Source organism: Luteimicrobium sp. DT211 (genome assembly GCF_049844995.1).
GTDB lineage: Bacteria > Actinomycetota > Actinomycetes > Actinomycetales > Cellulomonadaceae > Luteimicrobium.
Genome location: NZ_JBNCMC010000001.1, coordinates 13,327 through 34,218, shown reverse-complemented (window position 1 = coordinate 34,218; position 20,892 = coordinate 13,327). Strand labels below are relative to the sequence as shown.

Here is a 20,892-nt window from a genome sequence, read left to right as displayed (position 1 = left end):
ACGCTCGGCACCATGAGCACCGAGACCGTCGTCGCCGCGCTGGACGCCACCGGGATCCCGTACGAGCTGACGCAGCACGCGCGGGCGCGCTCGCTCGTGGAGGCGGCCGAGCTGCAGGGCGTCGAGCCGAGCCGGATCGTGAAGACCCTGGTCGTGCGCCGCGGGGAGGACGACTACCTCTTCGTCCTCGTCCCGGGCGACCGGACGATCTCGTGGCCCAAGCTGCGCGCGCTGCTCGGCGTCTCGCGGCTGTCGATGCCGGACGCCGCCGTCGCGAAGGACGTCACGGGGTACGAGCGCGGCACGATCACCCCGTTCGGCGCGAGCAGGTCCTGGCCCGTGGTCGCCGACGAGCGCGTGCAGGGCACGATCTCGCTCGGCGGCGGAGCGCACGGGGTCGGGGTCCGCCTCGCGGCCGACGACGCCGTGCGCGTCCTCGGCGCGACGGTCGCCGACGTCACGGACGAGGCGCCCGCGACGTGAGCCCGGGTAGGCGGCTCGCCCCCACGCATGACAGGCTCGTGCCGTGCCCTTGAACGCGATCGAAGGGATCGGCGCCTCGCCGGGGATCCCCGCCGACGTGCCCGAGCCGCAGGCGGTGCTCGGCACGCTCACGACGTCAGCCGTCTTCCTCGTCGTCAGCGTGCGTGACACGCCCGGCGCCGACGCGCGGGTGCTCGACGTCGCGGCCGACGTCGGGTCGCTGGTGCGCGCGGTCGGCTTCCGTCAGTCGGAGGCGGGGCTCACGTGCATCGTGGGGTTCGGGTCGCGGTACTGGGACCGCGTGCAGGAGGACGGCCCCCGCCCGGCGCACCTGCACCCGTTCCGGGCGATCCAGGGCGCGCGCCACGACGCCGTCGCGACGCCCGGGGACCTGCTGTTCCACGTGCGTGCGAACCGGGCCGACCTCGTGTTCGAGCTGACCCGCCTGCTCATGGACGCCCTGGGCGACGACGTGGTGGTCGAGGACCACACCGTCGGCTTCCGCTACTTCGACTCCCGCGACCTCCTCGGCTTCGTCGACGGCACGGAGAACCCGACGGGCAGGGACGCCGCAGCCGCAGCGATCGTGGGGCCCGACGCCGAGCCGGACTTCGCGGGCGGGAGCTACGTCGTCGTGCAGAAGTACGTGCACGACCTGGCGGCGTGGCACGCGCTCCCCGTCGAGGAGCAGGAGCGGATCATCGGGCGGACCAAGCTCGACGACGTCGAGCTCGACGACGACGACCAGCCGTCCAGCTCGCACGTCTCGCTCAACACGATCGTCGACGAGGACGGTGTCGAGCACGACATCCTGCGCGACAACATGGCCTTCGGCGACCCGTCCACCGGCGAGTACGGCACGTTCTTCATCGCGTACGCCGACGACCCGTCCGTGACCGAGCTGATGCTGGAGCGCATGTTCGTGGGCGCCCCGCCCGGCAACTACGACCGCATCCTCGACGTCTCCACGGCGGTCACGGGCTCCCTGTTCTTCGTACCGTCGCTCGAGCTCCTGGAGTCGATGGCCGAGGGCGATGCGCCTACCGTCGCGTCCACCGACCTGACTCGCATCGCCGCCGACGGCCCGTCGAGCGCGAGCGAGGCGGACGGTGGGCTGAGCAGCCCGGTCCCGCCCGCCCCCGAAGGCATCCGCGGCGAGACGGACCGCCGCGAAGACGACCTCCGCATCGGCAGCTTGAGAGAGGAACCCCAATGACGAGCAACGACCCCCAGGTGACGGTCCAGCCGGTGGCGCAGGTCGTGGGGGCGTCGAACCTCCACCGCTGGCTGGCCCCCGTGAGCGACGCGGCCTGGTCGGAGATCGCGGAGGAGGCGTCGCGCACGTTCCGCCGCAACGTGGCCGGCCGCCGCGTCGTGGACGTGTCGGGTCCGCTGGGCCTGGAGACGGCGGCGGCGAACACGGGCCACGTGACGGCGATCGACGCCCCGCACGAGGGCACGCGGTCGCGCCTGCGGGAGGTCGCGCCGCTCGTGGAGCTGCGGGTGCCGTTCTCGGTGGACCGCCAGGCGGTCGACGACGTGCTGCGGGGGTCGCGGGACTCGGACTGGCAGCCGGTGAAGGACGCGGCGACGGTGCTGGCCCGGGTCGAGGACCGCGCGATCTTCGAGGGCTACGAGGCGGCGCGGATCGGCGGCCTGGGGCCCGGGTCGGACAACGCGCCTGTGCCGGTGCCGGAGGACCCGCGCGAGCTGCCCGACGCCGTGGCGCACGCGGTGACGGAGCTGCGGCTGGCGGGGGTCGAGGGCCCGTACGCCCTGGTCCTGGACGCGGACCTGTACACGGCGGTGTCGGAGACGCGCGACCACGGCTTCCCGATCCGGGACCAGCTGGAGCGGATGGTGGACCGCGAGATCGTCTGGGCGCCGGCGCTGCGGGGCGCCTACCTGGTCTCGACCCGCGGCGGCGACCACGAGCTCGTGATCGGCCAGGACGTGTCGATCGGCTACACCTCGCACACGGCGGAGACGGTGGAGCTCTACCTGCAGGAGTCGATCACCTTCCTCTCGTACACGGCGGAGGCGTCGGTCCGACTGACGCGCTGACCGGGTCATGTGGCGGGCACGCAACCGCGCAGGGTCCGGGCCATCGCGTCGTGCTCGGCGCGCGTGACCCACAGCCCGTAGGCGGCCTTCACGCGGAGCTGCCGGACGACGTACGCGCACCGGTAGCCGGCGTTCGGGGGGAGCCAGGTCGACGCGTCGCCGGCGCTCTTGTCCTGGTTGGCGGGGCCGTCGACGGCGAGGAGGTTGGCCGGGTCGTTGGCGAGCGCGAGGCGCTTGTCGGCGGGCCAGTCCTGGGCGCCGGTCTGCCAGGCGTCGGCCAGGGCGACGACGTGGTCGATCTGGACGGCTCCGGAGTCAGGGCCGCGCCGGAAGTCGATGGTGTGCCCGGTGTACGGGTCGCGGAGGACGCCCGACTCGACGGTACAGGTGTCGCCGCCCGACTTGTACGTGGGCTCCTCGAGGTCCCGGCGGAGGATGTCGTTGCGCGTGTCGCAGCCGTTGTGGTCGACGTCCTCCCAGGCCTGGCCGAACTGCTCCCGGGTGTAGCCGTCGGACGACGCCCGCTCCCGCACCGGCAGGGCCGCGAGCTCGCGCTCCGCCCGCACGAGCTCGGCGGCCGCCACGGGATAGTGCGCCGCCCGGGCGTGCGCGACCACGTAGGGCACCCCCGACGCGAGGGCGACGACCGCCGCGAGGGCGACGAGCGCGCCGGCCGTGCGGGTCCGTCGTCGGGCGCGGGGAGCCGGGCGGCGGGGTGGGGGAGGCGTCACCCGGCGAGCGTGCCCGAGCGTGGCCCCGCCCCGGGCTGACAGGTGCGCGCCCTGTGCACCGCGGCGACCGTCCCCAGGAGCGGCGTCGACCCCCGTCGCCTCGGGCGCCTCAGGGCGAGACGCGAATTCGCGAATGCCGTCTCGTCAGGCACGATGGACGCGATGATCGAAGAACACCTGCCCGGCGGCAACACGACCCCCGTCCTGCGGATCGGTGACACGGTCCGCCGCGCCGCCGGCCCGTGGACCACGACGATCCAGTCCTACCTGCGCCACCTGCGTGCCGCGGGCATGAGGGGGATCCCGGAGCCGTTCGGGGTCGACGACCGCGGGCGCGAGATCGTCTCCTACCTCGAGGGCGACGTCCCGCACGACGGCCCCGCGTGGCTGTGGAGCGCGGAGGTGCTCGACGACGCGGTCCTCTTCCTCCGCCGTCTGCACGACGCGTCGGAGGGCTTCGTGGCGTCCTCGCCCGGCTGGCGCCTGCCGGTCCACGAGCCCGTCGAGGTGGTCTGCCACAACGACGTCGCGCCCTACAACATGGTGTTCCGGGGCGGCCGCATGGTCGGGCTGATCGACTTCGACACCGCGTCGCCCGGCCCGCGCGTCTGGGACCTCGCGTACCTCGCGTACCGCCTGGCCCCGTTCGTCGAGGACGCCGGCTGGAGCGGGGACGACGCGGAGCGCAGCGCCCGACTCAACCGGATCGTCCAGGTCTACGGCTGGGACCCGATCACGCCGACGGACGTCCTGCGGACGATGGTCGCCCGGCTCGAGGAGCTCGCCGCGTTCACCGAGGACCGCGCCGCCACGACCGGCCGCCACGACCTCACCGCCCACGCGGCGATGTACCGGCGCGACGTCGAGCGGATCGCGGTCCTCGCGAACGGCTGACCTCCCGCGCTGCCGGGACGCGCGCCCCGGCCTACGGTAGGGACGGTCGAGAGGAGAAGCCCATGGCATCGTCGAGCGCATCGCACGACACGGGGATCGACCCGACCGCGCCGCCGACCGGTCCCGGCTGCGCCGAGTGCGACCCGGCAGGCGGCTGGTGGGTCCACCTGCGACGGTGCGCGCAGTGCGGGCACGTCGGCTGCTGCGACAGCTCGCCCGCGCAGCACGCTTCCCGGCACTTCGCCGAGACGGGGCACCCGATCATGCGGTCGTACGAGCCGGGCGAGGACTGGTGGTGGGACTACCGGACCGACGACTACACCTCGGGACCGGAGCTCACGCCGCCGCTCGCCCACCCGTCGGACCAGGGCACGCCCGGGCCGGCGGACCGTGTGCCGGAGAACTGGCGGGACCTGATCCACTGATTCACCCACGTCTCACCTGGTCGACGCCGTCACGAGCGGACGGGCCCGACGCTCCCTTGCTGTGACGGCGCCCCCGAAAGGCGCCGTCCCACACGAACGGGACGAGGCGCCGGGGCGAGCCGGCGTCGGCAGGGGACGGAACGGATGACCACCATGACAAGGCACCGAGCACACCCGGCGCTGCCGGGACCATGGGAGCGTGAGCTGCGCCGCATGGAGGTGCTCGCCCGGCTGGAGACGGTGAGGGCGGCGCGCCGTGCGGCGCCCGACCGCGCGGTCCGCCTGGCTGCGAGGCGGGTCACGCCGCGGTGACGTACTCCTTGACGGCCGCGACGAGCTGACCGAGGCCGTCCTTCGCGTCGGCGAACAGCATCCCGGTCCGCGGGTCCGCGTAGAGCTCGTTGTCGATCCCGGCGTACCCGTGGCCCATGGACCGCTTCACGACGACGACGGAGCGCGCGTGGTCGACGTCGAGGATGGGCATCCCGGAGATCGCTGTGCCGGGCCGCCGGGCGGCGGGATTGGTCACGTCGTTCGCGCCCACCACGAGCGCCACGTCGCACTGGTCGAGCTCCGCGTTGGCCTCCTCGAGCTCCTTCATCTGCTCGTACGGCACGTTCGCCTCGGCGAGCAGCACGTTCATGTGGCCCGGCATGCGCCCCGCCACCGGATGGATCGCGTACGACACCGCGACGCCGTGGGCGGACAGCAGGTTCGCGAGGTCGGCGAGCTCGTGCTGCGCCTGGGCCGCCGCCAGCCCGTACCCCGGGACCAGGACGACGCGGTGGGCGTACGCGAGCTGGATCGCGACGTCGTCCGCGTCGACCGTCCGCACGGCCGAGCCGGCCCCGCCGCCCGGGACCGGCCCGCCCGACGGCGCGTCGCCGGTCCCGAACCCGCCCAGCAGGATCGACCCGACCGACCGGTTCATCGCGTCCGCCATGAGCTTGGTGAGGATCGACCCGGACGCCCCCACGAGCGCGCCCGCAACGATCATCACCTCGTTGTCGACGACGAACCCCGCCATCGCCACCGCGAGGCCCGTGAACGCGTTGAGCAGCGAGATGACGACCGGCATGTCCGCACCGCCGATCGGCAGCACCATGAGCACGCCGAACGCCAGCGCCGCGACGAGAGCCACCACGAGGGCCACGGTCGTGGCGGTGCGTGCGCCGTCGCCCGAGCCGGCGCCCGCCACCACGACCACCACGCCCGCCCCGACGGCGGCGACCGCGGACACCAGGGCCAGCGACCGTGACCCGCGGAACGTGATCGGCGCCCCCCGCACCAGGCCCTGCAGCTTGCCCGCCGCCACCAGCGACCCCGAGAACGTCACCGCCCCGATGAGCACGTCCAGCGCGACCGGCACCGAGAACGCCGCCGACAGCCCGTCCCAACCGCCCGCCGCGAGCTCCCGCGAGGCGTCGGCCAGCGCGACGGTCGCCGCCGCCCCGCCGCCGACCGCGTTGAACAGCGAGACCAGCTGTGGCATCGCCGTCATCCGCACCCGCCGCGCCGCGAACAGCCCGTACCCGCCCCCGACGACGATCCCGCCGCCCAGCGCGACCCCCGCCCACACGCCCCCGTGCCACCCGACCCCGCCGCCGTCCTCGTCCAGCAGCAGCAGGGCCGTCACCAGCACCGCCGCCCCCATGCCCGACGCCGACACGAGGTTCCCGCGGCGCGCCGTGCGGGGGGAGCGCATGAGGTGGAGACCGAGGACGAAGCAGACCGCGGCGGCGAGGTAGACGAGCCACGTGATCGTGAGGGTGGTGCTCATCGGTCGCTCTCGTTCTCGTTCTCGTTCGGGTCGGGGCGGCGGCGGGAGGGGCCGACGGCAGGGCGGGATGCGGCTGCGCCCGACGTGCTCGGCCTTCCATCCGCCTCGCTCGTTCCTCGCTCGGCTCCCGAGGTGTCAGCAGAGTCCGCCACGACAGCTTTCCCACCGTCGGTCGCAGCCGCATCCCGCCCCGCCTCAGGCGTCCGGGTCGCCTTCGGGTCCCCATCAGCGGGCGCCGGGTCCACCCGCCGTGACTCCTCGCGCGCCCGGCTCACCTCCGCCGATGGTGACGCCCCGTCCGTCGACGGTGACGTCCTGCCGCGGAACATGCCGAGCATGCGGTCCGTGACGACGTAGCCGCCGACCACGTTCATGGCGGCGAACGCGGCCGCCAGGAAGGCGAGGACGTAGCCCAGCGGGTCGTTCGCCAGGCCGGCGACGAGGATCGCGCCGACCAGGACGACGCCGTGGATCGAGTTGGCACCGGACATCATCGGGGTGTGCAGGGTCGTGGGGATCCTGCTGATCACCTCGAAGCCGACCAGCAGCGCGAGCACGAAGATGCTGATCGACGAGGCGAGCTCCGGCGTCATGCGCGGACCTCCTCGAGGGCCGGGACGCGGATGGCCCGGATCACGTCGTCGTCGGCGTCGAGGTCGAGCCGCCCGTCCCGCACGACGGCGCGCAGCACCGCCGCGACGTTCCGCGCGTACGCGGACGACGCGGCCGTCGGCAGCTCGGACGCGAGGTTGCCCGCGCCGAGGAGCGTCACGCCGCCCGGTGTCACGACGCGCTCGTCGGGGACGGACCCCTCGACGTTGCCGCCGAGGGCGCTCGCGCCGAGGTCGACGACGACGCTGCCCGGCCGCATCGCGGCGACCGTCTCCGCGGTGACCAGGACGGGCGGTCGGCGGCCCGGGACCTGTGCGGTCGTGATCACGACGTCGAACCGGGCCACGTGGCCCGCGAGCTCGGCCTGCTGGGCGGCCCGCTCGTCCTCGGTGAGCTCGCGCGCGTACCCGCCCTCGCCGGCACCCTCGGGCGCGCTCGTGAGCCGGAGGAACGTGGCGCCGAGCGACCGGACCTCGTCCGCGGACGAGGGCCGGATGTCGTAGCCCGTGACCTGCGCGCCGAGGCGCCGGGCCGTGCCGATCGCCTGCAGGCCCGCGACGCCCGTCCCGAGGACGAGCACCTGCGCGGGCTTCGCCGTCCCGGCCGCCGTGATCATCATCGGGAAGAACCGGCCGAACGACTCTGCCGCGACGATCGCCGCGCGGTATCCCGCGACCGACGCCTGCGACGTCAGCGCGTCCATCGCCTGGGCCCGCGACAGCGTGCGGGGGAGGAGGGCGAGGTCGAGCGCGACCGCCCCGGCAGCGGCCAGCGCGTGCGCCTCCTCGGCGTGGCCACCGAGCGCGAGGAGACCCACGACCACCTGGCCGGGGTGCAGCGAGGGCGAGAGACCGGCGTCGGGCACGCGGAGGCACGCGAGGACGTCCGCCGCGAGCACCACGGACCGGTCGCCGAGCACCGCGCCCGCGGCCTCGTAGGCCGCGTCAGGGAAGAAGGCCGCGGATCCCGCGCCGCGCTCGACGACGACCGCGAACCCCTCGCGCACGAGCCTGCCTGCCACCTCGGGAACCAGGGCGACGCGCCGCTCGCCGGCGCCCGACGAGGCGGGCCCGCCCGCGCCGTCGTGCTCGCGCAGGACCCCCACGCTCACGGGTGGTGCGTCCGGCGTCATCGGCACGTCTCGAACCTATGACGCGGCGAGCGCTCGCGCGCGGGCGAGCAGCGCGTCCATGTCGTCGGGGGTGAGCCGACCCGTGAACGTGTTGTGCGGGCTCGGGTGGAAGCAGCCCAGAAGTGTGAGCTGACCTGGGCCGACACCCTCTTCCGACGTTTCACGTGAAACCACCGTCTCGGCGCCGTGGCCGAACCGCGGCCGGGGCCTCGGGACGGCCCAGCCGTTGCCGGCGAGCACGTCGAGCGTCGCGTTCCAGCCGAACGCCCCGAGCGTGACGACGACCCTCGGCGCCACGAGCTCGAGCTCGCGCGCCAGGTAGGGCGAGCACGTGCGGCGCTCCTCGGGCGTGGGCTTGTTCTCCGGCGGCACGCAGTGGACCGGTGCCGCGAGCCGCGCACCCGTGAGCTCGAGGCCGTCGCCGCGGGACACCGACGTCGGCTGGGACGCGAGCCCCGCGCGGTGCAGCGCCGCGATCAGGAAGTCGCCCGACCTGTCACCCGTGAACATCCGGCCCGTGCGGTTCCCGCCGTGCGCGGCGGGCGCGAGCCCGACCACGAGGATCCGCGCCGCCGGGTCCCCGAAGCTCGGCACCGGCCGCGCCCAGTACTCCTCGTCCGCGAACGCCGCCCGGCGCTCCCGGCCCACCTGCTCGCGCCAGGCCACCAGCCGCGGGCACGCCGTGCACCCGACGACGAGCGCGTCGAGCGCCGCGAGGTCCCGCGCGCCCGGGGCGCGGGTCGGGTTGCGCGCGGGGGAGTCCGGTGAAGGGTCGACGGAGGCGGCCACCCGCCGATCGTCCCACCCGGCCGGGCCCCGTACCGTACCGGGGGTGCGCTTCTTCCGCAGGCTTCTGATCACCGTCGTCGTGCTCGCCCTCCTCGCCGTCGCGGCGGACCGCGTGGCCGCGTGGGCCTTCGAGCGCTCGTTCGCGCACGAGGCGACGGCCCAGTCCGACGCCCGCGACGTCTCCGCGAAGATCCACGGCTTCCCGTTCCTCACCCAGCTCTGGAGCGGCTCGCTCGACGACGTCACCGTGCGCGCCGGCTCCGCGAGCTTCGGAGGGACCACCGTGACCGACGTCGACGTCGAGGGCAGCGGCGTCAGCCTCACCTCGCCCTACGTCGTCGACGACGGGACCGTCGAGGCGACCGTCCCCGTCTCCGCACTGGAGCAGCAGGTCGCCGCGCGCAGCAAGGCCGACGTCACCATCGAGGCCACCGACGACGGCCTCGTCGCCACCACCAAGGTCCTCGGGATCGGCGTCGGGCTGGTCCTCGAGCCGAAGGTGACGGACGGCGCGCTCGCCGTCGACGTCAAGGCCGCGAAGGTCGCCGGCGCCACCGTGTCCGCGGACTCCCTGCCCGGCGGTCTCGCGAGCACGGTCGACGGGCTCAAGGTCCCTCTCGACCTGCCCGACGGCGTCACGCTGACCGGCGCGGACGTCGTTCCCGCGAGCGGGGGGTCCGAGGGCGGGATCCGGGCCACCGCGACCGGAAAGGGCGTCGCGCTCGAGCACCTGGCGTCCTCGTGAGCGAGGTTCCCGGGGTGCGGACCGTGGTTACGCGGCGGTAACAAGACGCGCATACTGTGACGCGCGACGCCGCGAGGTGCGGCGTCGGGCCGTACGCGCTGCGGCGCGACCTCAGGAGGAACGATGCGACGCACTCGAACCATCAGCACCGCCCTCGTGGCCACGGCGGCCCTGGCCGTCGTGCTCGCCGGCTGCTCCGACTCCGACGACGGCGGGTCCGGCAGCAAGCCCTCGGGCGCCGCTTCCACGTTCGACCCGAGCTCGGTCGCCAAGGACGACACCCTCGCGTCGGCCGTGCCGGACGCGGTGAAGAGCGCGGGAACCCTGCGCGTCGGGACCGACACCACGTACGCGCCCGCCGAGTACATCGGCGACGACGGCAAGACGCCGGTCGGCTACGACGTCGACCTCGTGAAGGCGATCGCGGCGACCCTCGGCCTCAAGCCCGACATCCAGACGTCGAAGTTCGACAACATCATCCCGTCGATCGGCTCGCGCTACGACATCGGCGTCTCGTCGTTCACGATCAACCCCGACCGCGCCAAGCAGGTCAACATGATCGAGTACTTCCAGGCCGGCGAGGCGTTCGCGGTCCAGAAGGGCAACCCCAAAAAGGTCGACCAGAACGACCTGTGCGGCAAGACCGTCGGCGTGCAGACCGGCACGGTCGAGGCCGACGAGCTCGGCGACCTGTCGAAGAAGTGCACCGCGGCCGGCAAGTCCAAGATCGACGGGCTGAGCTACGACTCGCAGGCCGACGTCACCACCAACCTCGTCGGCGGCAAGCTCGACGCCATGTACGCGGACTCGCCGATCGTCGCGTACGCGCTCTCGCAGACGAACGGCCAGCTCGAGCAGCTCGGCGACGTGTTCGCGACCGCGCCGCAGGGCATCGTGGTCTCGAAGTCGGACCAGCCGCTCACCGACGTCATCCAGAAGACGGTCCAGAAGCTCATCGGCGACGGCACCTACGGCAAGATCCTCAAGGCCTGGGGCAACGAGGCCGGCGCTGTGACGACCGCCGAGCTCAACCCCTCGGTCGGCTGACGACCGGGGCAGACTGAGTCCCATGAGCGACCTCGCAGGGGGCCGGGCAGCGCTGCCCGGCCCCGCCGTCCCGCCCTCCGGCGACCCGGTCCCCGACCGGATCCACGCCGTCCCCGTCCGTCACCCCGGCCGGTGGGTCTCCGCCGTCGTCGTGCTCGTGCTCGCCGCGATGGTCGTGCACGCGCTCGTCACCAACGACAAGTTCGACTGGCCGACCGTCGGGAAGTACCTCTTCAACGAGCAGGTCGTCCGGGGCGTCGGCTGGACGCTGTGGCTCACGGTCGCGTCGATGGTCCTGGGCATCGTCCTCGCGGTGCTGCTCGCGATCATGCGGCGGTCCGAGAACCCCGTCATGCGGTACACCAGCTGGGTCTACATCTGGTTCTTCCGCGGCACCCCGATCTACACGCAGCTCGTGTTCTGGGGCCTCATCTCCGTCCTCTACCCGAAGATCTCCCTCGGCGTGCCGTTCGGCCCGGAATGGTTCCACTTCACGACGACGGAGCTCGTGACCGCGTCGCGGGCCGCGATCCTCGGGCTCGGGCTCAACGAGGCCGCGTACCTCGCGGAGATCGTGCGGGCAGGTCTCCAGTCCGTCGACCGTGGACAGGAGGAGGCGTCGCGTGCGCTCGGCATGAAGGACTCCACCATCCTCCGCCGCATCGTCCTGCCGCAGGCCATGCGCGTCATCGTCCCGCCCACCGGCAACGAGACGATCTCCATGCTCAAGACGACGTCGCTCGTCCTCGCCGTCCCCTTCACCCTCGACCTGCAGTTCGCCACCAACGCCATCGCGAGCCGCACGTTCCAGGCCATCCCGCTGCTCGTCGTCGCCGCCATCTGGTACCTCGCCATCACGAGCGTCCTCATGGTCGGGCAGCACTACCTCGAGCGGTACTACGGGCGCGGGTTCGACGAGCACGGTCGTGGCGGTGGCGGCCGACGTGGGCATGGCCCGGGCGGGCGCGCGCTCCGCCAGGAAGCGATCGCGGAAGCCGGCACGACGCCCGAGATCGCGGTGTTCGACGACATGGGCCGACCGCACGGCGGCGGCGCGGGAGGTGCGCGATGAGCCAGGCCGACGCGCCGGCGGCCGGCGGGCCCGGTCCCATGGTCGAGATCGACGGCCTCCACAAGGAGTTCGGGCACCTGCACGTCCTGCGCGGCATCGACCTCGTCGTGCCCCGCGGCAGCGTGTGCGTCGTCCTCGGGCCCTCCGGGTCCGGGAAGTCGACCGTCCTGCGCTGCATCAACGAGCTCGAGGACATCACCGCCGGCCGGGTGCGGGTCGACGGCGAGCTCATGGGCTACCGGGAGGGCACCCGCGGCGGCAAGCCCGCGCTCTTCCGGCTCAGCAGCCGCGACATCGCCCGGCAGCGCGCCCGCATCGGCATGGTGTTCCAGCGCTTCAACCTGTTCCCCCACATGACCGCCCGGCAGAACGTCATGGAAGCGCAGATCCAGGTGCTGCGGCGCTCCAAGGCCGAGGCCGGCGCCCGCGCCGACGAGCTGCTCCGCCGCGTGGGGCTGTCCGACCGTGCCGAGCACTACCCCGCGCAGCTCTCCGGCGGGCAGCAGCAGCGCGTCGCCATCGCCCGGGCGCTCGCCATGGACCCCGAGCTCATGCTCTTCGACGAACCCACGTCAGCGCTCGACCCCGAGCTCGTGGGCGAGGTCCTCGCCGTCATGCGCGACCTCGCCCAGAGCGGCATGACGATGGTCGTGGTCACGCACGAGATGGGGTTCGCGCGCGAGGTCGCCGACCAGGTCGTGTTCATGGCCGAGGGCGTCGTCGTCGAGCGCGGGACTCCGGCGGAGGTGCTGGACGATCCGCGCGAGGCGAGGACACGGGAGTTCTTGGCGAGCGTGCTGTAGGGGTGGTCGGTTCGTGGCTGGGGCCGGGGCTCGGGGGAAGGGCGCGCGGTCTTCCATCCGCCTCGCTCGTTCCTCGCTCGGCTTCCCGCCCACCCAGCCACGACCGCGCGCCCCTTCCCCCGAGCCCCGGCGCTCTCGGCTCACCTCCGCGGCGCGACCCGACCTCAGGTCTCCCCGAGCCCCCCGGTGCCCTCGGCTCAGCTCGGCCCACGGCGCGGCGCACCTCGCCCCCGGGGGCCCAGGCGTTCGGCTTGCCTCCGGCGGTTCCATGCCGCCTTTGGCCCGCGTCCTCGCTCGCCCTGGCGGCAGCGGGTTCGCACCGTCTCGGTCCGCTGAGGTGCGGAGACGGGACGAGCCCGGCACCCCCAAGGGGATGCCGGGCTCGTTCGTGGTGCCCTTGCGGGCGCCGGTGCTCAGATCAGAGCGGGCGGATGTTCTCCGCCTGCGGGCCCTTCGGGCCCTGCGTCACGTCGAACTCGACGCGCTGGTTCTCGTCCAGCGACCGGAAGCCGGTCGACTGGATGGCCGAGTAGTGCGCGAAGACGTCGGCGGAGCCGTCGTCGGGGGCGATGAAGCCGTAGCCCTTTTCGCCGTTGAACCACTTCACGATGCCAGTAGCCATGGGGATCTCCTTCAGGAGTCGGTACACGCCCTCGACCTTCGAGGGCGCATGCACGGTGTTCGTCGTCGACTCCGGTGAAGAAGACAAGCAAGCACTCGCCGAACACTGTACCGGAGGTCGCCTGCCTTCGACAGGCCCAGAGTGATCGGGCTCCGTGTCGTCCACCACGTGAGACGACGACCGCCCGGGTCGACGACGACGCGCACCGGCGTCCTGCCGGTGATGCTGGGGAGTCGTCGCCCGTCTCGAGCGCGGATCGGGCACCACGCCGCTGTGACCTGCGCCACTCGGCGGATCGGCGGCCCGGGCGAACGCGTCGGGATTCCGGCAGAGCGGTTTCTGCGTTGTTTCCGCTCAATCACGATTTCGACACGCGGCCGCAGATGTCTGTTCTTCGCGCCGAGGCGGGAGTAACTTGCTCGGCACGTCGGCTTGCCCGTCGTCAGCGATTCGAGCTCCGCCCGACAGAGGTTCACGACCTTGGAGGAACCAGATGCGTCGCAGTCTTCCCACCGCCGCCGTCGCCATGGCGATGGCGTCCGCCCTGCTTGTCGCAGGGTGTGCCTCGAAGGACGACTCGGGCGGTGGGGGCGGCTCGACGGGCGGGAGCACCACGAGCTCCGCGGACCTCTCGATCCAGCCGATCGTCCAGATCGACGAGTCCGGCAAGGAGGTCCCCGCGGCGGACTCGTCGAACGCGGCCGACCCCGCCGGTGACGGCAAGGCGAAGTGCGCCGCCACCACGACGATCGCCATGGCGGGGGCCCTGACGGGCCCGAACGCCGCGCTGGGCATCAACATCATCGACGGCGCGAAGGTGGCCGTCGAGGCGCACAACAAGGCGAACGCCGACTGCCAGGTCCAGCTCAAGGGCTACGACACGGAGGGCACGCCCCAGAAGGCCACCCAGGTCGCGCCGACCATCGTGTCTAACAAGAACGTCATCGGCCTACTGGGCCCGGCGTTCTCGGGCGAGACTGCGGCGGTCGGCCAGGTCTTCAACCAGGCGAACCTGCTGTCCCTGACGGCGTCCGCCACCAACGTCGACCTCACCAAGAACGGCTGGACCAACTTCTTCCGCGGACTCGCGAACGACGGCGTCCAGGGCCCGGCCGTGGCGCACTACCTCGTCGACACCAAGAAGTTCACGAAGGTCTGCGTCGTCCAGGACGACTCCGACTACGGCGTCGGGCTGGCCAAGGCCGTGACCGAAGCGCTCGGCTCGTCGGCCGACAGGGACTGCGCGGCGAGCGTGAAGACGGGTGACAAGGACTTCTCCGCCACGGTGCAGAGCATCAAGAGCGCCGACGCCGACGCGATCTTCTACGCCGGTTACTACGCCGAGGCGGCGCCGTTCGCGTCCCAGCTCCGCTCGTCGGGCGTGACCGCGACGTTCGTCTCGGCTGACGGCACGAACGACCCGCAGTTCGTCAAGCAGGCGGGCAGCGCATCCAAGGACGCCCTGCTCTCCTGCCCCTGCGGGCCGGCGCCCGAGCAGTTCGCGGCCGACTACAAGACGACCAACAGCGGCGCGACGCCGGGCGTGTACTCGGTCGAGGGCTACGACCTCGCGACGATCATGCTCAAGGGCATCGACTCGGGGATCACGGACCGCGCGAAGCTCGTCGACTACGTCAAGAGCTACTCGGGCGACGGGCTGGCCCGCCACTACCAGTGGAGCTCGACGGGCGAGCTGTCCTCCGCACTCATCTGGATCTACCAGGTCAAGTGACCGATCGCGACGGCCGGGTCCGCGAGGGCCCGGCCGTCGCGGCGTCGTGACCTTGCACCGGATCCATCCCGAGGAGCTCCATGAGCGCCCTTCTGCTCCCTGACGTCCTCGCCTCCGCCCACACCGCGCACTCCGTGCTCGCCGCGGACGGCGTCATCGACTTCAACACCCACCGCCTGTTCTCCAACTTCTGGTCCCTCACCGTCGACGGACTCACGTACGGCGCCATCTACGCCCTCATCGCCGTCGGCTACACGCTGGTCTACGGCGTCCTGCGACTCATCAACTTCGCGCACTCCGAGATCTTCATGCTGGGCATGTTCGGGCAGTACGCGGTCCTGTGGGCGCTCGGGTTCGTCCCGAAGGGCGACGCCTACGCCCAGGGCACCGCACTGACCGTGATGTACCTGCTGATCGCGATGATCGGCGGCATGGCCGTCTCGGGCGGAGCGGCCGTCGGCCTGGAACGCGTCGCCTACCGACCGCTGCGCAAGCGCGGCGCGCCGTCGCTGACCTTCCTCATCACCGCGATCGGCGCGTCGTTCGTGCTCCAGGAGTTCGTCCACTTCGTGCTCCCGAAGCTCACCGGCGGCAACTTCGGCGGCACCACCGCGCAGCAGCCGATCCGCCTCGTCCAGGAGGTCACCGTCTTCACGTTCGGCGGGGCCGACGTCAGCAACGTCGACATCGTCGTCGTCGTCGCGGCGCTCGTGCTCGCGTTCCTCGTCGACCGGTTCGTCAACGCGACGAAGTTCGGCCGGGGGATCCGCGCCGTGGCGCAGGACCCGGTCACGGCGACCCTCATGGGCGTCTCGCGGGAGCGGGTCATCATGCTGACCTTCCTGCTCGGCGGGGTGCTCGCGGGCGCTGCCGCGATGCTCTACAGCCTCAAGATCCCGAACGGGATCATCTACTCCGGGGGCTTCATCCTCGGGATCAAGGCGTTCGCGGCCGCGGTGCTCGGCGGCATCGGCAACCTGCGGGGCGCCCTGCTCGGCGGGCTCCTGCTCGGCGTCATGGAGCTCTACGGGCAGGCGCTCTTCGGGACGGAGTGGCGCGACGTCGTGGCGTTCGTCGTCCTGGTCCTGGTGCTCCTGTTCCGGCCGACCGGCATCCTCGGCGAGTCTCTCGGGAGGGCGCGCGCATGACGACCACGACCAGCAGGACCACGACGACGGGCGGCAGCCGTCCCTACCACGGCGTGGGTGACCGGTTCAGGCTCTGGTGGGACGCCCAGGCGCGGCCGACCCAGTGGCTGATCGGGATCCCGTTCATCGTCTTCGTCGCGTTCCTCCCCGTGCTCCGGATCCCGGTGCTCACGACCGTGGGGACGGACTTCGGCGGCGTCATGGCGCAGTTCGGCATGATCGCGCTCGTCGCGATCGGCCTGAACGTCGTCGTCGGCCAGACCGGGCTGCTCGACCTCGGCTACGTGGGCTTCTACGCCATCGGCGCGTACACCGTCGCGCTGCTGACCAGCCCCGACAGTCCCTGGAACCTCACCGACCAGTGGCTCTCGGAGCGCTGGGCGTGGCTCTTCTGCGTCCCGATCGCGATCGCCGTGACGGCGATCTCCGGACTGATCCTCGGCTCCCCGACCCTCCGGCTTCGCGGCGACTACCTCGCCATCGTGACCCTGGGCTTCGGCGAGATCGTCCGCCTCCTCGCGGACAATCTGACGAGCCTCACGCGCGGCGGCCAGGGGCTGACCAAGGTCGCATACCCCCGTGCCGGGTCGAGCGACGCCCACCCCACCGGGGTCTTCTCGGCCGGCAACAGCGACGCACCGTGGAACTCCGGCCTGTGGTGGTTCTGGGTGTCGATCGTCCTGATCGTCATCGTGCTGCTGGTCGTGGGCAACCTCGAGCGGTCGCGCGTCGGCCGGGCGTGGGTCGCGATCCGCGAGGACGAGGACGCCGCGGAGATCATGGGCGTGCCGACGTTCAAGTTCAAGCTCTGGGCGTTCGTCATCGGAGCCGGGATCGGCGGCCTGTCCGGGGCGCTCTACGCGGGGCAGGTGCAGTTCGTCTCGCCCGAGGGCTTCAACGTCATCAACTCGATGTTCTTCCTCTGCGCGGTCGTGCTGGGCGGCCAGGGGAACAAGCTCGGCGTGATCCTCGGGGCGTTCCTCATCGTGTACCTGCCGAACTTCTTCCTCGGCCGGACCGAGCTGTTCGGCATCTCGATCGACGGCGACGCCATCGCGAGCTACAAGTACCTCTTCTTCGGGCTGGCCCTCATCGTGCTGATGATCTTCAGGCCCCAAGGGCTGCTTCCGGCCCGGCAGAAGCTGCTCGCGTACTCGCGGCAGCTCTACCAGGCCGCCCGACGCGCGGCCCTGGCGCCGGTCGGGGGCGGGGACGGTCCGGCGTCGGGCGCGAAGCCCGTGCCGGACGGCCCGGGGACGATCGAGGGAGGCGACCGATGAGCGACCCGAACGGGCCCGGGAGCATCCGGGCCGGCGCGGAGAGCAACGAGCAGTACCTCGCGCCCGACGACGAGATCATGACCGCCGAGGACACCCGCGAGGCGGACCTGCCCGACGGCGAGGTCGAGGAGATCGACGTCGACCTCGCCACGGTCAACGCGGACCTCGCGGACGAGGCGACGGTCGCGGGGATCGTCGCCGCCGACCGGACGGTCCACGCGGAGGTCGGCGAGCCGCTGCTCCGCATGGAGGGCGTGAGCGTCACGTTCGGCGGCCTCACGGCGCTCGACGACGTGTCGTTCGAGATCCGGCGCGGCGAGATCCTCGGGCTCATCGGCCCGAACGGAGCGGGCAAGACGACCGCGTTCAACGCGATGACGGGCGTGTACCGGCCGTCGTCGGGCCGGGTGGTGTTCGACGACCGCCCGCTGGTCCGGGTGAAGCGCAACGAGATCACGCGGCTCGGCATCGCCCGCACGTTCCAGAACATCCGCCTGTTCAGCGACATGACGGCGCTCGAGAACGTCGTCGTCGGGACGGACGCCCGGCACCGCACGTCCGTGCCGGGAGCGATCTTCCGGAGCGCGCGGCACCGCCGCGAGGAGCGCGACGCCATCGACCGCGGCATGGCGCTGCTGGAGTTCGTCGGGATCGGCGCGCGCGCCACCCACCAGGCGCGCAACCTCCCGTACGGCGACCAGCGGCGCCTCGAGATCGCCCGTGCACTCGCGACGGAGCCCAAGCTCCTGTGCCTCGACGAGCCGGCCGCGGGGTTCAACCCGGCGGAGAAGGAGGACCTGCAGGACCTCGTCCGGAAGATCCGCGACGACGGCTTCACCGTCCTCCTCATCGAGCACGACATGCGGCTCGTCATGGGCGTGACGGACCGGATCGTCGTGCTCGAGTTCGGCCGGAAGATCGCGGAGGGCCTGCCGGCCGAGATCCGCGAGAACCCCGCCGTGATCGCCGCCTACCTGGGAGTGCCCGACGATGCCACTGCTTGAGCTCGACAACGTCTCCGTCGCGTACGGGCGGATCGAGGCGGTCCGCGGGATCTCGCTGTCCGTCGACGAGGGCGAGCTCGTCACGCTCATCGGCGCCAACGGCGCCGGCAAGACGACGACGATGCGCGCCATCTCCGGGATCCGGCCGCTGTCCACGGGAACCATCCGGTTCGACGGCCGCGACATCACGCGCATGAAGGCCCACGAGCGCGTGATCGCCGGCATCGTGCAGGCGCCCGAGGGCCGCGGCGTCTTCCCCGGGATGACGGTCATGGAGAACCTCGAGATGGGCGCGTACGCCCGGACCTTCAAGACCAAGGCCGAGCACGACGAGACCCTCGACCGCGTGTTCGAGCTGTTCCCGCGGCTGTCCGAGCGCAGGACGCAGGTGGGCGGCACCATGTCGGGCGGCGAGCAGCAGATGCTCGCGATCGGGCGCGCGCTCATGGCGCGGCCGAAGCTCCTGCTCCTCGACGAACCCTCCATGGGCCTCGCGCCGATGGTGATCCAGCAGATCTTCCGGATCGTCAGCGAGATCCACGCGCAGGGGACGACGGTGCTGCTCGTCGAGCAGAACGCCCAGCAGGCGCTGTCCCGCTCGGACCGCGCGTACATCCTCGAGACGGGCGAGGTCACCACGACGGGGCCGGGTCAGGAGCTGCTCGCGGACCCGGCGGTCAAGTCCGCCTACCTCGGCGTCGCCTGAGCACTCACGGGGCTGACGGGAGGTTCCAGCCCTCGAGGGTGCGGACGCCGTGCCCGAACCCGAGCAGCGAGACCGAGGCGGTGCCGAGCTCGAGGAGAGCGCCCGTCGTCGCCGGCAGGCCGAGCCACGTCGTCGCCAGGACGCGGAGCACGTGCCCGTGCGCGAACACGAGCGCGCTCTCGCCTGCCTCGAGCGTGGGCAGCACCCGCTGCACGACGCGCGCCGTGCGGGCCGCGACGTCGTCGAGCGTCTCGCCCGCGGTCGGGTGCGGCACGGCCGCGCGCAGGGGCCCGACGACGTGCACGCCGTCGCGGAAGATCTCCCAGTCCGTGCCGGTCTCCGCGGAGACCTGCGCGGACGTCCGCCCCTCGACCGGGCCGTAGTCCCACTCCGTGAGGTCCTCGTCGACGACGGCGTCCGCGAACCCCGCGAGCTCGGCCGTCCGCCGCGCGCGCACCCGCGGGCTCGTGAGCACGGTGCTGAAGCGCTGGCCCGCGGTGACCCGCGAGGCGAGCAGCGCGCCCGCGGCGCGGGCCTGCTCCTCGCCGTGCGAGGTCAGCGGGATGTCGGACGTGCCCGTGTGCTGGCCGCTGAGGGACCACTCGGTCTCGCCGTGGCGGACGAGCACGAGCTGGGGGTCGGGGGAGGTCGTCACCCCGCCATCGTCTCGCGCGCGAGCCGCGGCAGCAGCACGTCGAAGCGGCAGCCCCCCGGCACGTTGCGGACGAGGATGCCGCCGTCGTGCGCCTCGACGATGCCGCGGGCGATCGCGAGCCCCAGCCCGGCGCCCGTCGCGCGGACGTGGTCGGCGGCGTCGGCGCCGGCGGGGGTGCGCGCCGCCGACCCGCGCCAGCCGGCCTCGAACACGCGCGTGAGGTCGGCCTCGGGGATCCCGCCGCCGCCGTCGACGATGCTGACCGACGCGCGGCCCTGCGGCTCGGCGGTCGTCGACACGACGATCTCACCGCCGGCGGGCGAGTGCTGCAGCGCGTTCATGAGGAGGTTCCCGACGACGCGGGCCAGCTCGCGCGCGTCGCCGACGACGGTCACGTCCGTCGTGCCGGACTGGCGCAGCGTCACGGACCGGGCCCGGGCGAGCGGCGACACCTCGGCGACGGCGTCGCTCACCAGGTCGTAGAGGGCGACCGGCTCGAGGCACAGGGCGAGCGTCCCGGCGTGGATCCGGGACAGCTCGAACAGGTCGTCGACCATGCCGGACAGCCGGTCCACCTGGGTGAGGATCTGCCGGTGGTAGCGGTCGGGGTCCTCGGCGAGCCCGTCCTCGAGCGCCTCGGCCATGGCGCGGAGCCCCGCGAGCGGGGTGCGCAGGTCGTGCGAGATCCACGCCACCAGGTCGCGGCGCGACCGCTCGGCCTGCTCGGCCTCGGCGCGGGCGCGGGCGAGGCGCTCGCTCGTCGCGGCGAGCTCTCCCGACAGCGCGGCGAGCTCCGAGCTCACGGCGCCACGGTCGGCGTGGACCGTGCGCCCGTCGCCGACCTCGCGGGCCAGGGCTCGGACGCGGGCGACGTCCCGGACCAGCCCCCGGCCGAGGACGAGCGCCACGAGCACCGCCACCAGCCCCGCGACCCCGGCCACCCACATGGCGACGACGAGGTCGTGGCCCGACAGGTACATGGCACGCGCGACCGCCACCATGCCGGCGACCACCGCCACCACGGCGGAGAGGACGACGACGCACAGCTGGGTCGCGACGGAGGCGCCGCGCACGAGGCGCAGCACGCCCAGGCCGACGAGGCCCACGACGACGGCGCACACCAGCGCGGTCAGGACGATGACGCCCAGGTCGCCGAGCGGGATCATGG

Annotated in this window: 22 protein-coding genes; 14 read left to right on the top strand and 8 right to left on the bottom strand. The window is 72.7% G+C overall.

The genetic code is table 11. From position 1 onward, the window contains the following. Positions 1 to 12: 12 nt before the first annotated feature. The 3 genes from ACLQ14_RS00180 to ACLQ14_RS00170 are packed head-to-tail and all read left to right on the top strand — an operon-like array spanning position 13 to position 2,547. Complete coding sequence (locus ACLQ14_RS00180; RefSeq protein WP_425808641.1) at positions 13 to 483, top strand: aminoacyl-tRNA deacylase; 471 nt, start codon at positions 13 to 15, stop codon at positions 481 to 483. A gap of 43 nt (positions 484 to 526) precedes the next feature. After that, a complete protein-coding gene (locus ACLQ14_RS00175; RefSeq protein ID WP_425808639.1) occupies positions 527 to 1,699 on the top strand; it encodes a Dyp-type peroxidase in 1,173 nt (390 codons plus the stop codon). After that, on the top strand, positions 1,696 to 2,547 hold the full coding sequence (locus ACLQ14_RS00170; protein ID WP_425808637.1) for a family 1 encapsulin nanocompartment shell protein: 852 nt from the start codon (positions 1,696 to 1,698) through the stop codon (positions 2,545 to 2,547). Before ACLQ14_RS00175 ends, ACLQ14_RS00170 begins: the two co-directional genes overlap by 4 nt. Positions 2,548 to 2,552: 5 nt before the next feature. Here the strand turns inward: ACLQ14_RS00170 and ACLQ14_RS00165 are convergent, their stop codons facing one another. After that, positions 2,553 to 3,278: an HNH endonuclease family protein gene (locus ACLQ14_RS00165; protein WP_425808635.1), complete on the bottom strand. Its 726-nt coding sequence runs from the start codon at positions 3,276 to 3,278 to the stop codon at positions 2,553 to 2,555. A gap of 162 nt (positions 3,279 to 3,440) precedes the next feature. Here ACLQ14_RS00165 and ACLQ14_RS00160 point away from each other — a divergent pair, with 162 nt between their 5' ends. Then, a complete protein-coding gene (locus tag ACLQ14_RS00160; RefSeq protein WP_425808633.1) occupies positions 3,441 to 4,172 on the top strand; it encodes a phosphotransferase in 732 nt (243 codons plus the stop codon). A gap of 62 nt (positions 4,173 to 4,234) precedes the next feature. Next, complete coding sequence (locus ACLQ14_RS00155; protein ID WP_425808631.1) at positions 4,235 to 4,597, top strand: UBP-type zinc finger domain-containing protein; 363 nt, start codon at positions 4,235 to 4,237, stop codon at positions 4,595 to 4,597. Positions 4,598 to 4,895: 298 nt separating this feature from the next. Here ACLQ14_RS00155 and ACLQ14_RS00150 read toward each other — a convergent pair whose 3' ends face one another. Genes ACLQ14_RS00150 through ACLQ14_RS00135 form a run of 4 tightly spaced genes read right to left on the bottom strand, consistent with a single transcriptional unit; the run spans position 4,896 to position 8,910 of the window. Further along, entirely contained in the window at positions 4,896 to 6,377 is a 1,482-nt protein-coding gene (locus tag ACLQ14_RS00150; RefSeq protein WP_425808629.1) for an NAD(P)(+) transhydrogenase (Re/Si-specific) subunit beta, read from the bottom strand. Then, positions 6,374 to 6,970: a proton-translocating transhydrogenase family protein gene (locus ACLQ14_RS00145; protein ID WP_425808627.1), complete on the bottom strand. Its 597-nt coding sequence runs from the start codon at positions 6,968 to 6,970 to the stop codon at positions 6,374 to 6,376. The genes ACLQ14_RS00150 and ACLQ14_RS00145 overlap by 4 nt, the downstream gene beginning before the upstream one ends. Further along, positions 6,967 to 8,121 (bottom strand): NAD(P) transhydrogenase subunit alpha, encoded by a 1,155-nt coding sequence (locus ACLQ14_RS00140; protein ID WP_425810166.1) that lies wholly within the window; start codon positions 8,119 to 8,121, stop codon positions 6,967 to 6,969. The genes ACLQ14_RS00145 and ACLQ14_RS00140 overlap by 4 nt, the downstream gene beginning before the upstream one ends. Before the next feature lie 15 nt (positions 8,122 to 8,136). Continuing rightward, complete coding sequence (locus ACLQ14_RS00135) at positions 8,137 to 8,910, bottom strand: uracil-DNA glycosylase (RefSeq protein WP_425808625.1); 774 nt, start codon at positions 8,908 to 8,910, stop codon at positions 8,137 to 8,139. A gap of 43 nt (positions 8,911 to 8,953) precedes the next feature. Here ACLQ14_RS00135 and ACLQ14_RS00130 point away from each other — a divergent pair, with 43 nt between their 5' ends. The 4 genes from ACLQ14_RS00130 to ACLQ14_RS00115 all read left to right on the top strand — a co-directional run bounded on the left by ACLQ14_RS00130 (position 8,954) and on the right by ACLQ14_RS00115 (position 12,577). Continuing rightward, the gene (locus ACLQ14_RS00130; RefSeq protein WP_425808623.1) at positions 8,954 to 9,655 is read left to right on the top strand and encodes a DUF2993 domain-containing protein; all 702 of its coding nucleotides are present in this window, start codon (positions 8,954 to 8,956) and stop codon (positions 9,653 to 9,655) included. A 123-nt stretch (positions 9,656 to 9,778) separates the two neighbouring features. Further along, entirely contained in the window at positions 9,779 to 10,702 is a 924-nt protein-coding gene (locus ACLQ14_RS00125) for an ABC transporter substrate-binding protein (RefSeq protein ID WP_425808621.1), read from the top strand. A gap of 22 nt (positions 10,703 to 10,724) precedes the next feature. Then, positions 10,725 to 11,774, top strand: a complete 1,050-nt coding sequence (locus tag ACLQ14_RS00120; protein WP_425808619.1) for an amino acid ABC transporter permease — start codon at positions 10,725 to 10,727, stop codon at positions 11,772 to 11,774. Continuing rightward, complete coding sequence (locus ACLQ14_RS00115) at positions 11,771 to 12,577, top strand: amino acid ABC transporter ATP-binding protein (protein WP_425808617.1); 807 nt, start codon at positions 11,771 to 11,773, stop codon at positions 12,575 to 12,577. Before ACLQ14_RS00120 ends, ACLQ14_RS00115 begins: the two co-directional genes overlap by 4 nt. Positions 12,578 to 12,995: 418 nt before the next feature. Here the strand turns inward: ACLQ14_RS00115 and ACLQ14_RS00110 are convergent, their stop codons facing one another. Beyond that, complete coding sequence (locus tag ACLQ14_RS00110; protein WP_284292806.1) at positions 12,996 to 13,199, bottom strand: cold-shock protein; 204 nt, start codon at positions 13,197 to 13,199, stop codon at positions 12,996 to 12,998. 493 nt (positions 13,200 to 13,692) lie between these two features. Here ACLQ14_RS00110 and ACLQ14_RS00105 point away from each other — a divergent pair, with 493 nt between their 5' ends. The 5 genes from ACLQ14_RS00105 to ACLQ14_RS00085 all read left to right on the top strand — a co-directional run bounded on the left by ACLQ14_RS00105 (position 13,693) and on the right by ACLQ14_RS00085 (position 19,069). Continuing rightward, positions 13,693 to 14,931: a branched-chain amino acid ABC transporter substrate-binding protein gene (locus ACLQ14_RS00105; protein WP_425808615.1), complete on the top strand. Its 1,239-nt coding sequence runs from the start codon at positions 13,693 to 13,695 to the stop codon at positions 14,929 to 14,931. Between the two features lie 80 nt (positions 14,932 to 15,011). Further along, the gene (locus tag ACLQ14_RS00100) at positions 15,012 to 16,079 is read left to right on the top strand and encodes a branched-chain amino acid ABC transporter permease (protein WP_425808612.1); all 1,068 of its coding nucleotides are present in this window, start codon (positions 15,012 to 15,014) and stop codon (positions 16,077 to 16,079) included. Next, on the top strand, positions 16,076 to 17,359 hold the full coding sequence (locus tag ACLQ14_RS00095) for a branched-chain amino acid ABC transporter permease (RefSeq protein ID WP_425808610.1): 1,284 nt from the start codon (positions 16,076 to 16,078) through the stop codon (positions 17,357 to 17,359). Before ACLQ14_RS00100 ends, ACLQ14_RS00095 begins: the two co-directional genes overlap by 4 nt. After that, on the top strand, positions 17,356 to 18,363 hold the full coding sequence (locus ACLQ14_RS00090; RefSeq protein WP_425808608.1) for an ABC transporter ATP-binding protein: 1,008 nt from the start codon (positions 17,356 to 17,358) through the stop codon (positions 18,361 to 18,363). The genes ACLQ14_RS00095 and ACLQ14_RS00090 overlap by 4 nt, the downstream gene beginning before the upstream one ends. Beyond that, complete coding sequence (locus ACLQ14_RS00085) at positions 18,350 to 19,069, top strand: ABC transporter ATP-binding protein (protein ID WP_425808606.1); 720 nt, start codon at positions 18,350 to 18,352, stop codon at positions 19,067 to 19,069. Before ACLQ14_RS00090 ends, ACLQ14_RS00085 begins: the two co-directional genes overlap by 14 nt. Positions 19,070 to 19,073: 4 nt before the next feature. Here the strand turns inward: ACLQ14_RS00085 and ACLQ14_RS00080 are convergent, their stop codons facing one another. Further along, positions 19,074 to 19,724, bottom strand: a complete 651-nt coding sequence (locus ACLQ14_RS00080; RefSeq protein WP_425808604.1) for a histidine phosphatase family protein — start codon at positions 19,722 to 19,724, stop codon at positions 19,074 to 19,076. Continuing rightward, entirely contained in the window at positions 19,721 to 20,890 is a 1,170-nt protein-coding gene (locus ACLQ14_RS00075) for a sensor histidine kinase (RefSeq protein WP_425808603.1), read from the bottom strand. Before ACLQ14_RS00075 ends, ACLQ14_RS00080 begins: the two co-directional genes overlap by 4 nt. Positions 20,891 to 20,892: the final 2 nt, after the last annotated feature.

What these genes read in the sequence shown, in the direction of transcription:
- ACLQ14_RS00180 (WP_425808641.1), top strand. Translation starts at nt 13, where the DNA reads ATGAGCACCGAGACCGTCGTCGCCGCGCTGGACGCCACCGGGATCCCG.
- ACLQ14_RS00170 (WP_425808637.1), top strand. Translation starts at nt 1,696, where the DNA reads ATGACGAGCAACGACCCCCAGGTGACGGTCCAGCCGGTGGCGCAGGTC.
- ACLQ14_RS00160 (WP_425808633.1), top strand. Translation starts at nt 3,441, where the DNA reads ATGATCGAAGAACACCTGCCCGGCGGCAACACGACCCCCGTCCTGCGG.
- ACLQ14_RS00155 (WP_425808631.1), top strand. Translation starts at nt 4,235, where the DNA reads ATGGCATCGTCGAGCGCATCGCACGACACGGGGATCGACCCGACCGCG.
- ACLQ14_RS00150 (WP_425808629.1), bottom strand. Translation starts at nt 6,377, where the DNA reads ATGAGCACCACCCTCACGATCACGTGGCTCGTCTACCTCGCCGCCGCG.
- ACLQ14_RS00145 (WP_425808627.1), bottom strand. Translation starts at nt 6,970, where the DNA reads ATGACGCCGGAGCTCGCCTCGTCGATCAGCATCTTCGTGCTCGCGCTG.
- ACLQ14_RS00140 (WP_425810166.1), bottom strand. Translation starts at nt 8,121, where the DNA reads ATGACGCCGGACGCACCACCCGTGAGCGTGGGGGTCCTGCGCGAGCAC.
- ACLQ14_RS00125 (WP_425808621.1), top strand. Translation starts at nt 9,779, where the DNA reads ATGCGACGCACTCGAACCATCAGCACCGCCCTCGTGGCCACGGCGGCC.
- ACLQ14_RS00120 (WP_425808619.1), top strand. Translation starts at nt 10,725, where the DNA reads ATGAGCGACCTCGCAGGGGGCCGGGCAGCGCTGCCCGGCCCCGCCGTC.
- ACLQ14_RS00115 (WP_425808617.1), top strand. Translation starts at nt 11,771, where the DNA reads ATGAGCCAGGCCGACGCGCCGGCGGCCGGCGGGCCCGGTCCCATGGTC.
- ACLQ14_RS00110 (WP_284292806.1), bottom strand. Translation starts at nt 13,199, where the DNA reads ATGGCTACTGGCATCGTGAAGTGGTTCAACGGCGAAAAGGGCTACGGC.
- ACLQ14_RS00105 (WP_425808615.1), top strand. Translation starts at nt 13,693, where the DNA reads ATGCGTCGCAGTCTTCCCACCGCCGCCGTCGCCATGGCGATGGCGTCC.
- ACLQ14_RS00100 (WP_425808612.1), top strand. Translation starts at nt 15,012, where the DNA reads ATGAGCGCCCTTCTGCTCCCTGACGTCCTCGCCTCCGCCCACACCGCG.
- ACLQ14_RS00095 (WP_425808610.1), top strand. Translation starts at nt 16,076, where the DNA reads ATGACGACCACGACCAGCAGGACCACGACGACGGGCGGCAGCCGTCCC.
- ACLQ14_RS00090 (WP_425808608.1), top strand. Translation starts at nt 17,356, where the DNA reads ATGAGCGACCCGAACGGGCCCGGGAGCATCCGGGCCGGCGCGGAGAGC.
- ACLQ14_RS00085 (WP_425808606.1), top strand. Translation starts at nt 18,350, where the DNA reads ATGCCACTGCTTGAGCTCGACAACGTCTCCGTCGCGTACGGGCGGATC.
- ACLQ14_RS00075 (WP_425808603.1), bottom strand. Translation starts at nt 20,890, where the DNA reads ATGATCCCGCTCGGCGACCTGGGCGTCATCGTCCTGACCGCGCTGGTG.